This window comes from Arthrobacter sp. NPDC056691 (assembly GCF_042791415.1).
Classification (GTDB): Bacteria; Actinomycetota; Actinomycetes; order Actinomycetales; family Micrococcaceae; genus Arthrobacter.
The window spans coordinates 42,276-52,091 of the sequence record NZ_JBHTXX010000024.1 but is presented as its reverse complement, the minus strand read 5'-3'; the positions used below and the strand labels follow the sequence as shown (position 1 = coordinate 52,091).

Genomic DNA, 9,816 nt, shown 5'->3' with positions numbered 1-9,816 from the left:
CGAAGCAGGGACGCGGGTACCCGCCGTCGTAGTCGATTGAAATTCGATAGTAAACCAGCGATACTCGATCCATGAATATGACAAACCTGGCGGTCACCGCGCTTCGGGTCCTGCTGGTCATGGCCTTCGGCCTGCTGGTGGTGTTCCAGACCCTGTCCCTGCCCGGGCAATTTGCCTACATGGCGGAGCAGAATCCGGCCGATGCGTATCTGAGGTGGCCGCTGACGGTCTTCGCCGTGGTGGAGGTGGCCTGCGTGCAGGTGGTGATCGTGAGCACCTGGAAACTCCTCACCATGGTCAGGCGGGACCGCATCTTCAGCAAGGCAGCCCTGGCCTGGGTGGACGCAATCGTGTGGGCAGTGCTCACCGCGTGGGTCCTCCTGGCCGGCGTCTTCGTCTTCATCGTGCTGAACGCGGATGATCCCGGGGTGCCCATGCTGCTGACGCTGATGCTGGTCGGCGGCGCCGTCATCGGGCTGCTCATGGTGGTGATGCGCGCGCTGCTGCGGCAGGCCACGGCACTGCGGACCGACATGGAAGCAGTGATCTGATGCCCATCGTGGTGCGTATCGACGTCGAACTGGCCAAACGAAAGATGAGCGTGGGGGAGTTCGCCGACCGGGTCGGGCTCACGCCGGCAAATGTGGCCGTGCTGAAGAACGGGCGGGCTAAGGCCGTGCGCTTCAGCACGCTGGAGGCGATGTGCAGGGTGCTCCGCTGCCAGCCCGGCGACCTGCTCGAGTGGGTCGAGGACTGACGGCCGGGCCGGTGCCTAGACGATGTCCTGGGTCTTGGCGAAGCGGGTGATGGCCCGCTGGGTGCCGCGGTTGGCCAGTACCTGGATGACCGCGCTGACCGACGCGGAGACGAGGGCAAACGTCAGGGCCGTACGCAGCGTCGTGGGGACATCGTCCTTGTCACCCTTGGGAGGCTTCTGCCCCGTGACCTTTTCCCAGATGGTATCGACGGCCTTGGTGCCGGCGAACCCTGCCAGCAGGCTGATGCCCGTGCCAAGCAGTTTGATCAAGAGACTCATTCCGGAACTCCTCGCGTGGTGAACACTGGTCTTTCCCTAGCCTATCCGCATCAAACGCTAGCCCCTCCGCATGGACCGGTGGATTTCCCGCAATGCCTGCACCACGAGGTCGTGGTCCGCTTTCTGCGGCAGCCCGGAGACCGTGACCACGGCCACCGCTCCCACATCCCGAACATAGATGGGGAAGGCTCCGCCGTGGGCGGCGTAGGTGGACTGGTCGAACCAGGCGTTCTCCTCGATCCGTCCGCCGCCTGCCCTGCCGCGAAGACCCACCAGCAGCGACGGCTCCTCGTAGCGCACGGCAGTCCGCTGCTTGGCCCGGACCCAGCCCTCGTTGTCCGGGGTGGCACCCTCGAGTGCCACGTGGAACAGGACCTGTTCGCCCTTGGTGATATCGATGGCGATGGGCAGCCGGTCCTCCTTGCCGCGTTCAACCAGTTCCAGGCCGAGCGCCAGGGCATCGTCCTTGCTGAACCTCGGGAACTGCAGTTCGGCGATTTCACCCTCGATCTGACCGATCAGGGCTGCCAGGGATCCCGCCGGCTGGTCCTCGGCGGAATCGGGGTCAAAGGCGGGCAGGGCAGTGCTGCCGGAGTCCTGTAGCGTCATGGCCCCAATGTACTCCGGGCGGCTGTTCCGGCGGTGCGGCAAGGCTTCTGGATTGTGACGGCGGCCCCGGGATTCCGGGCCCGCCGAGGTGTAAACTGGACCAGCCCACAAGGGCAGATTTATCACGACAGGGGAGCGCCGCCGTCGGGATGCAAAGGCAGTTGCCAGCGCAACCGTGGATGGGCGCTGAGAGTGCGGACAGCCGCAGACCCTCGAACCTGATCCGGCTAGTACCGGCGCAAGGGAGTCGAGTTCTCAGAGCGCCCGGCAGCAGGTGGCCCAGCCACCGGCAGCCGGGGGAACGCTTTCCCCTCCTGTTCCTCAGGAGGACCATCATGACAACTGCAGCAATCAAGAAGACCAGTTACAACTGGCGCGTGGCGGACATCGTGGTAGCGGCGCTCATCGCCGTTGCCGGCGGCGTGATCTTCTGGGCCTGGTCCCAGGGCGCCAACCTCATCTCCACCCCCGTCAACGCCGTCTACCCGCCCCTGAGCGGCCTGTACGCCGGCGGCTGGATGATCCCGGCGGTGCTGGGCATGCTCATCATCCGCAAGCCCGGCGCGGCCCTGTTCTGCGAAACGGTGGCGGCCACCGGCGAGCTCATCATGGGCTCGCAGTACGGCACCACGGTGCTGATCTCCGGTGTCCTCCAGGGCCTGGGCGCGGAGCTCGTGTTCGCCGCCCTGGTGTACCGGAAGTTCAACCTCCCGGCTTCGCTGCTTGCGGGTGCCGGCGCGGGCCTGTTCTGCGGCCTGAACGACTCCTTCGCACCGTGGGGCTGGAACATCGCCTACACCTCCGGCGACAAGCTCGCGTACATCGTGTTCTGTGCCATCTCCGGCGCGGTCATCGCCGGTGCCCTGTCCTGGATCGCCACCCGCGGCCTGGCCAAGACCGGCGTACTGAGTTCCTTTGCGTCCCGCAAGGCAGCCACGGAGCCCGTCTTCTCCTAATGCCCGGACAACACGACGGCGGCGTCCGCCCCGCCGCGGTACACGCCCGCGGCTGGGGCTGGCGCCACGCCGGCCGCACCAAACCCGCCGTCCACGCCCTGGACCTGGACATCCGGCCCGGCGAACGGGTCCTGCTGCTGGGCCCGTCCGGGGCCGGCAAGTCCACGCTGCTGCACGCCCTGGCCGGTGTGCTGGGGGACAGTGACTCGGGCGGCAGCCCGGCGGACGACGGCGGTGCAACCGACCGCGACGATGCTGACGAGAGCGGTGAGCTGCTCATCGACGGAGCACCGCCGCGTGCACAGCGAGGCCGCGCCGGCCTCATGCAGCAGGATCCGGAAACCCAGGTGGTCCTTTCCCGGCTGGGCGACGACGTCGCCTTCGGCGCCGAAAACCTCTCCGTACCTCGCGACGAGATCTGGCGCCGCGTGCACGAGGCACTGGACGACGTCGGACTGTCCCACCTGCCGCTGAACCACCCGACGTCGGTCCTGTCCGGCGGCCAGAAGCAGCGCCTGGCGCTTGCAGGCATCCTGGCGATGCGTCCGGGGCTGATCCTGCTGGACGAGCCGACCGCGAACCTCGACCCCGCAGGCGTCCTGGAAGTCCGGGACGCCGTGGGCCGCTGCCTCGACAAGACCGGAGCCACCCTGGTGGTCGTGGAGCACCGGGTTGCCGCGTGGAAAGACCTGGTGGACCGCATCGTGGTGCTGCAGCCGGGGTCCGCCACGAACGGCGCGGTACTGATCGACGGGACGCCGGACGAGGTCCTCGAACAGGCCCGCGGGATGCTCACCGCCGCCGGCGTGTGGGTCCCGGGCTACATTCCTGAAACGCGGCGCCGTTCCGCCGGGACCGTGCCGCCGGCCTCCGGTCTTGCGCCAGCCTCCGGGAGTGCCGGCGGGCTTTTCAGTGGCCAATTACTTCTGGCCACTGAAAAGCTCGCCGTCTCGCGGGAACGACCCCGGCGCCGCGGCTTCCGCTCCGTGCCGCCCGAGCCGGTTCTGCGGGACGTCACGGCGCACGTCCGGGCCGGTGAGGCGCTGACCGTCACCGGTCCCAACGGCGCCGGCAAGTCCACCTTTGCGTTGACCCTCGCCGGGCTGCTGCCGGCCGTGGACGGCAAGGTCTCCGCGACCGTTGAGCTGAGCGCCGGCGCGGGCATCGACCCCTACAAGTGGAAGGCCGAGCAGCTGATCTCCCGGATCGGCACGGTATTCCAGGAGCCCGAGCACCAGTTCGTTACCGGCCGCGTCCTGGACGAGCTGCTCTTCGGGCCGCGCCATCTGGGCCACGGTGAAGAGCGCGTCGACGAGCTGCTGGAGCGCCTGCGGCTCACCCATCTGGTGGACGCCAACCCGTACACCCTGTCCGGCGGCGAGAAACGCCGGCTCTCTGTTGCCACCGTCCTGGCGGCGCACCCGCAGGTGCTGGTCCTGGACGAGCCCACCTTCGGTCAGGACGCCAACACCTGGGCGGAGCTTGCCTCGTTCCTTTCCGAACTGCTCGACGCCGGCACGGCCGTGGTGTCCGTGACCCACGACGAGGAGTTCACCCACGTGCTCGGCGGCACCGAGCTGCGGCTGGGCTCCGGCAGCAGGCGCGGACCCGGACCCGTCGGGTCCAGACCAGCCGGGCCGGCAGCAGAACAGGCGACGACATGAGGGAAGCACTGACACTCGAAGGAAACCGCGCGGTGCTGACCCGGGCCAATCCGCTGGCCAAATTCGCCGCGGTCTTCCTGGTCACCTTTGCCCTGGCGCTGTCCATCGACTGGATGTCCGCCTCGGTGGCGCTCGTGTGCGAGCTGCTGGTCTTTCCGCTGGCCGGGTTGACGATTTCACTGCTTTGGCAGCGCGGGTGGCCGCTGATCCTGGCTGCCGCCGTGGGCGGCTGGAGCACCTCCATCCTGGCGCCGGACAGCGGAAGGATACTGCTCGACGTCGGACTCTGGTCCATGAGCGAAGGTTCCCTTCAGCTGGGGCTGGGTTTCCTGCTGCGGGGCCTGGCCATCGCCCTGCCCGCGGTGCTTCTGATGAGCTGCACCGACCCCACCGACCTGGCTGACGCCCTCGCGCAGAAGGCGCGGCTGCCGCACCGTTTCGTGCTCGGGACCCTGGCGGCGATGCGGCTGGTCGGGCTCATGGCCGAGGAATGGCAGACCATCGGCATGGCCCGGCGCGCCCGCGGCGTCGGATCGCGCGGGAACCCCTGGCAGCGGATGCGCGCCACCCTGGGGCAGAGCTTCGGCCTCCTCGTCCAGGCCATCCGCCGCGCCACCCGGCTTGCCGTGACCATGGAGGCCCGCGGATTCGGCGGAGCCAGCCGGACCTGGGCGCGCGTGTCCACCTACAGTGTGCTGGACGTCTGGGTGGTGCTGGGCGGGGTGCTCATCGCCGCCAGCGCCGTGGCTGCCGCGCTCTGGGCCGGCACTTGGCACATGGTGTGGCTGGAGGGCTCCTAGGAGCCTATAGCCGTCCCGGCCGCGCCATCCGGACCTCGGCCAGCCCTTCCCAGTCCTCGATCGTGTCCCTGGCGCCGGTGAACACGAAGCCGTTGCGCCGGTAGAAGGCCTGGGCGCGCGGGTTGTCCTCGGCGACCCACAGCCCAGCCGGTTCGTTCCCGATCGCGGCGTCGAGCAATGCCTGGCCCAGCCCCCTGCCATGGTGGGAGGCGAGGAGATAGATGCCCCAGAGCTCGGCCTGCTGCCGCACCCCGTCCTCGGGTGGAAGCGAGCCGGCAAAGCCCACCAGTTTGCCGCCGTCGGCCGCTACGAACTGGTGGCCTGCGTGCGGACCGTCCAACAGCTGCCGCCACATCGCCAGCCGCCCTTCCGTACCCTGACGGGCCATGAAACCCGGTGAGAGCAGGTGCGCGTAGGTTTCGCGCCAGCATTCCAGATGGAGCAGGGCCAGGTCCGCAGCGTCTTCGGGTGCGGCCAGGCGCACGCGGCAGGTGTGATCCATGCGGCCGAGTCTAGTGCTGCACTTCAGATGCAGGAGTGGTCGTGGTCGAAACCGTCGGCTACGAACTGGGTGAGGGCCACGTTGCCGCCCGGGGTGAGGGGCGCCGCGGAACACATGTCCCTGGCATCGGCGGCGGTGTGCGCCCCGGCAAGCCAGCTTGGCAGGGAATAGAGGCTGCTGGCTGAGCCCACTTCGCCCACAATCTGTCCCCACTGCCGGGCGGAGGAGTAGATGCCCACCCTGGCGCCGATGCTGTGGAAGAAGTCCGCCATGCCTTCGAGGTCCGCCCGGTTCGCGTTCCTGTCGCCTGACCAGCTGTTGCCCGTCTCCACGTCCAGCCACCAGAGGTACGTCCCGGGCTCGGAGATGGTGCGGAGGTAGGCGTCGTCGAAAGCCTTGGCGTACCCGTACATGTAGGCGCAGGCGGCGTCCTCCTGCCCCTGGCAGGTGCCGTAGGGGTTGGCCACGGCCTCGCCGCCGTATTCGTTGTTCGTCGGCCACCAGGTGCCCCGCAGTCCCGGGTTGGCCGTGTTCACGTAGAGCGCCAGGCGCGGCTGGCCGGTTCCGCCCGCCGAGCCATCCGCCCAGTCAAGCTGCTGGTGGAGGCACGGGTTCGTGGTGTTCGCCAGGCCGTTGTTGACCCCGACAATTGCGAACGCGGGGTCGTCAGGCAGGACGTCATTGCACTGTGGCCAGGAGACATCGTTGCCCAGCAGGGTTTCATTGCCAGGGGTTTCGTTGCCAGGGCGGGGCGGAGCGGAACCTGGCGCCTGCTGTGCGGGCTGCCGGTCCACCGGCTGCGCCGACTGCCGGGACGCCGGCGGCTGCGCCTGCGCAGTGCCTCCGGAAATGGCGGAAGCCCCCGGTGACGCCTGGGCGACGGTTGAATCGGGTGCCGGCGGAGCGCCGTCGTCGAGCCTTGGGCCCGGGATGAAACCCACGGCAGTGGCGACCATGAAGGACAGCAGCGCTGAAGCCCGGCGCCCCGCCGGGCGCTTCCTGGTCAACACTGCGGAGCTGAAGATGGACAGGGCGGCCTCCCGTTCCCTCATGGCCGCAACAGGTACCGCTAGCTTGCTCCCGGATACGCGTCGGGTCAAGGCTGGCGCCGGGCTATTGACCTGCTGCGCCGGCAAGTACACGGATGTTGTCACGCGGTTGCGGCCCGTTACTGAATGTTTATGCGTGTAACGGGTACATCAAGGGGATTCGGCGGCTCGATTGCCCGCTAAGTGCGACCGAATAGCTCATAGCTGATATATTCGTCTCCATGACTCAAGAAGCAGCAGAACACGTCGGTCTTGTGCTCCGCGAGGCACGCGGGCAAAAGGGGTGGACCCAGGGCCAGCTCGCGGCAGAACTTGGCACCAGCCAGAGCGCCGTGGCCCGCATGGAACAGGGCAAACAGAACCTGAGCCTGAAAATGATCCAGCGGCTGGAGACGATCTTTGGCCGCAGCATCGTCCAGCTCGGAAAATCGCAGATGACCCACCTCCGCGTGGAGGGCGGCCGGACGCTCTCCGGCTCCGTTGACGTCAACACCAGCAAGAACGCCGGGGTCGCCCTGCTCTGCGCCAGCCTCATCAACCGCGGCACCACCACGCTGCGCCGGCTGGCCCGCATTGAGGAAGTCAACCGCATCGTTGAGGTCCTGAGCAGCATTGGCGTCGAATGCACCTGGCTGAACGACAACGACCTCCGGCTGCGCCGCCCCGCGGACCTTGACCTCGGGTCCATGGACGTGGAGGCCGCACGCCGCACCCGGAGCGTCATCATGCTCCTGGGCCCGCTGCTTGATGAGACCGGCGAATACCGGCTGCCTTACGCCGGCGGCTGCGATCTGGGCATCCGCACCGTGGAGCCGCACATGCAGGCACTGCGGCAGTTCGGCCTGTCCGTGGAGGCCAGCTCAGGCTTCTACTCCGTGCAGGCACCGCCCACAGACGGCCTCGACCGCTCCTTCGTGCTCACCGAGCGCGGCGACACCGTCACCGAAAACGCCATCATGGCCGCCGCCCACCGCTGCGGCTCCACGGTCATCCGCAACGCCAGCCCGAACTACATGGTCCAGGACCTCTGCTTTTACCTGCAGCGGCTGGGCGTGGAGATCGACGGCGTCGGAACCACCACCCTGAAGATCACGGGCAAGCCGACCATCGACGTCGACATCGAGTACTTCCCCTCGGAAGACCCCATCGAGGCGATGAGCCTTATTACCGCCGGCATCGTCACCAACTCCGAGGTGACCATCCGCCGCGTGCCCATCGAATTCATGGAGATCGAGCTGGCGACGCTGGAGCAGATGGGCCAGCAACTGGAGGTCTCCGGTGAGTACATGGCCCGCAACGGGCGCACCCGGCTGGTGGACGTGACCACCAAGCCCTCCGAACTGCGTGCACCGGAGGACAAGATCCACCCGATGCCGTTCCCGGGACTGAACATCGATAACCTGCCGTTCTTCGCGGTGATCGCCGGCAACGCCGAGGGCCAGACCATGATCCACGACTGGGTCTACGAGAACCGCGCCATCTACCTCACGGAGCTGAACAAGCTGGGCGCCCGCGTGCAGCTGCTGGACCCGCACCGGATTTATGTCAACGGCCCCACGCGCTGGCGTGCCGCGGAGGTGGGCTGCCCGCCTGCCCTGCGCCCCGCGGCCTGCCTGCTGCTGGCCATGCTGGCGGCCCGCGGAGTGTCCGAACTGCGCAACATCTACGTCATTGAGCGCGGCTACGAGGACCTGGCCGAGCGGCTCAACACCATCGGCGCCAAGATCGAGTACTTCCAGGACTGACGCTCCACCAAGCGCGAACTGGCAGATAACGACCCCTCCGAGCGAATTTGAGGGTGTTATCTGCCAGTTCGCGCTTCGTCATGTCGGGGACGTTTTCGCTGGCCTGGCGCACAATGTAGGCATGCGGACTTTTGGCGTGGAGGAAGAGCTCCTGATCGTTGATCCGGACAGCGGGGAACCGCTGGCGCTCGCCGATGCCCTGCTGGCGGGCCGTAAACTCGCCGCCGACGACGCCCCGGGCAAGCCCCGGCTGGTGAAGAAAAAGGCCGAAACCAAGTGCGACGACGACGAAATGGGCTTGAGCGCCGAGCTCAAGCTTGAGCAGATCGAGACGCAGACACGCCCCTGCCTCGACCACACGGAACTGCTGCGCCAGATCCGCGCCGGCAGGGAGCTGGCCGACGAGGCCGCGCAGGGCCACGGTGCGCGGATAGCCGCCCTGGCCACCTCACCGCTGGCCCTGTCCAGCCACACCACGCCGGATCCGCGCTACGCCAAGATGCTGGAACGGTTCGGCCTGACCGCCCAGGAGCAGCTCACCTGCGGCTTCCACGTCCACACCTACATCGAGTCCCCGGACGAGGGCGTGGCCGTGCTGGACAGGATCCGGGACAAACTGGCGGTCCTGATCGCGCTCAGCGCCAACTCCCCGTTCTGGAACGGCCTGGAAACCGGCTTCGAGAGCTACCGGACCCAGGCGTGGAACCGCTGGCCGTCGTCGGGCCCGTCAGCCATTTACGGCAGCGTGTCCTCCTACCGCCGCGTGGTGACCCGGCTGCTGGACAGCGGCGTGGTGCTGGACGAGGGCATGATCTACTTCGACGCACGCCTCTCCAGGAACCATCCCACCGTGGAGGTGCGGGTGGCTGACGTCTGCCTCCGCGCCGAGGACGCCGCGCTGATCGCCATTCTGGTGCGTGCGCTCGTGGAATCGGCGTGCCGGGAATGGCGTGAGGGTGTGGAGCCGGCGCCCGTGCCCACAGTGCTGCTGCGGATGGCTGCATGGCAGGCCAGCAACTTCGGGCTGCGCGGTGAACTGCTGGACTTTGGCAGCTTCCGGCCGGCGCCCGCCGAAGACGTGGTGCGTTCGCTGGTCGAATACCTGGAGCCGGTGCTGGCCGAGAACGGTGAGCTGGACCTGGCCCGGCAGGGCATCGAGGAGATTTTCGCGCGCGGCACCGGCGCTGCCGAGCAGCGCAACGTCCGGCAGGTGGTGATGGACAAGGCAGATCCCGACGACGGCGGGCTGGGTGCCGTCGTCGCGCACGCCGTGCGGGCCACCCACAAGGGAGGCGAGGGGTACGTCGGACCCGACGCCGATGACGCCCCGGAGCTGCTGCGCGTCCGCCAGCACTGACCCCGCGCACCCCCAACCCCACGCACCCCCAACCCCACGAGCCGCACGAGCGCGAACGTATACTTGCGGCCCCTGCGCGCGCGTTTTAGGGGCCCAAC

At 68.0% G+C, this 9,816-nt stretch carries 11 protein-coding genes and 1 riboswitch; of the genes, 7 read left to right on the top strand and 4 right to left on the bottom strand.

The window, feature by feature from the left end; translation table 11 throughout:
- Window positions 1-71 precede the first annotated feature (71 nt).
- Window positions 72-551: a DUF2975 domain-containing protein gene (locus tag ACFRAU_RS17725; protein WP_378000905.1), complete on the top strand. Its 480-nt coding sequence runs from the start codon at window positions 72-74 to the stop codon at window positions 549-551.
- Window positions 551-757 (top strand): helix-turn-helix domain-containing protein, encoded by a 207-nt coding sequence (locus ACFRAU_RS17720; protein ID WP_377994724.1) that lies wholly within the window; start codon window positions 551-553, stop codon window positions 755-757. The genes ACFRAU_RS17725 and ACFRAU_RS17720 overlap by 1 nt, the downstream gene beginning before the upstream one ends.
- Window positions 758-772: 15 nt before the next feature.
- Here ACFRAU_RS17720 and ACFRAU_RS17715 read toward each other — a convergent pair whose 3' ends face one another.
- Together ACFRAU_RS17715 and ACFRAU_RS17710 are read right to left on the bottom strand one after the other, a co-directional pair.
- Window positions 773-1,036 carry a DUF4235 domain-containing protein gene (locus tag ACFRAU_RS17715; RefSeq protein WP_378000904.1) on the bottom strand — a complete coding sequence of 88 codons (264 nt, stop codon included), beginning with the start codon at window positions 1,034-1,036 and terminating at the stop codon, window positions 773-775.
- Between the two features lie 57 nt (window positions 1,037-1,093).
- On the bottom strand, window positions 1,094-1,645 hold the full coding sequence (locus ACFRAU_RS17710; protein WP_378000903.1) for a heme-degrading domain-containing protein: 552 nt from the start codon (window positions 1,643-1,645) through the stop codon (window positions 1,094-1,096).
- Window positions 1,646-1,764: 119 nt separating this feature from the next.
- Window positions 1,765-1,908: riboswitch (TPP riboswitch) on the top strand.
- 72 nt (window positions 1,909-1,980) lie between these two features.
- Between ACFRAU_RS17710 and ACFRAU_RS17705 the strand changes: the two genes are divergently transcribed.
- The 3 genes from ACFRAU_RS17705 to ACFRAU_RS17695 are packed head-to-tail and all read left to right on the top strand — an operon-like array spanning window position 1,981 to window position 5,065.
- Window positions 1,981-2,601, top strand: coding sequence for an ECF transporter S component (locus ACFRAU_RS17705; RefSeq protein ID WP_378000902.1), 621 nt, complete (start codon window positions 1,981-1,983; stop codon window positions 2,599-2,601).
- Entirely contained in the window at window positions 2,601-4,265 is a 1,665-nt protein-coding gene (locus ACFRAU_RS17700; protein WP_378000901.1) for an ABC transporter ATP-binding protein, read from the top strand. The genes ACFRAU_RS17705 and ACFRAU_RS17700 overlap by 1 nt, the downstream gene beginning before the upstream one ends.
- Complete coding sequence (locus ACFRAU_RS17695; RefSeq protein WP_378000900.1) at window positions 4,262-5,065, top strand: energy-coupling factor transporter transmembrane component T family protein; 804 nt, start codon at window positions 4,262-4,264, stop codon at window positions 5,063-5,065. Before ACFRAU_RS17700 ends, ACFRAU_RS17695 begins: the two co-directional genes overlap by 4 nt.
- 4 nt (window positions 5,066-5,069) lie before the next feature.
- On the opposite strand, the gene ACFRAU_RS17690 is transcribed toward ACFRAU_RS17695, so the two are convergent.
- Both ACFRAU_RS17690 and ACFRAU_RS17685 read right to left on the bottom strand, forming a co-directional pair.
- Window positions 5,070-5,567: a GNAT family N-acetyltransferase gene (locus ACFRAU_RS17690; RefSeq protein WP_378000899.1), complete on the bottom strand. Its 498-nt coding sequence runs from the start codon at window positions 5,565-5,567 to the stop codon at window positions 5,070-5,072.
- Between the two features lie 23 nt (window positions 5,568-5,590).
- Window positions 5,591-6,619, bottom strand: a complete 1,029-nt coding sequence (locus ACFRAU_RS17685) for a hypothetical protein (protein ID WP_378000898.1) — start codon at window positions 6,617-6,619, stop codon at window positions 5,591-5,593.
- A gap of 218 nt (window positions 6,620-6,837) precedes the next feature.
- On the opposite strand from ACFRAU_RS17685, the gene ACFRAU_RS17680 reads away from it, so the two are divergent.
- Both ACFRAU_RS17680 and ACFRAU_RS17675 read left to right on the top strand, forming a co-directional pair.
- Entirely contained in the window at window positions 6,838-8,361 is a 1,524-nt protein-coding gene (locus tag ACFRAU_RS17680) for a UDP-N-acetylglucosamine 1-carboxyvinyltransferase (RefSeq protein WP_378000897.1), read from the top strand.
- A gap of 121 nt (window positions 8,362-8,482) precedes the next feature.
- Entirely contained in the window at window positions 8,483-9,718 is a 1,236-nt protein-coding gene (locus ACFRAU_RS17675) for a glutamate--cysteine ligase (protein WP_378000896.1), read from the top strand.
- The last annotated feature ends 98 nt before the right edge of the window (window positions 9,719-9,816 follow it).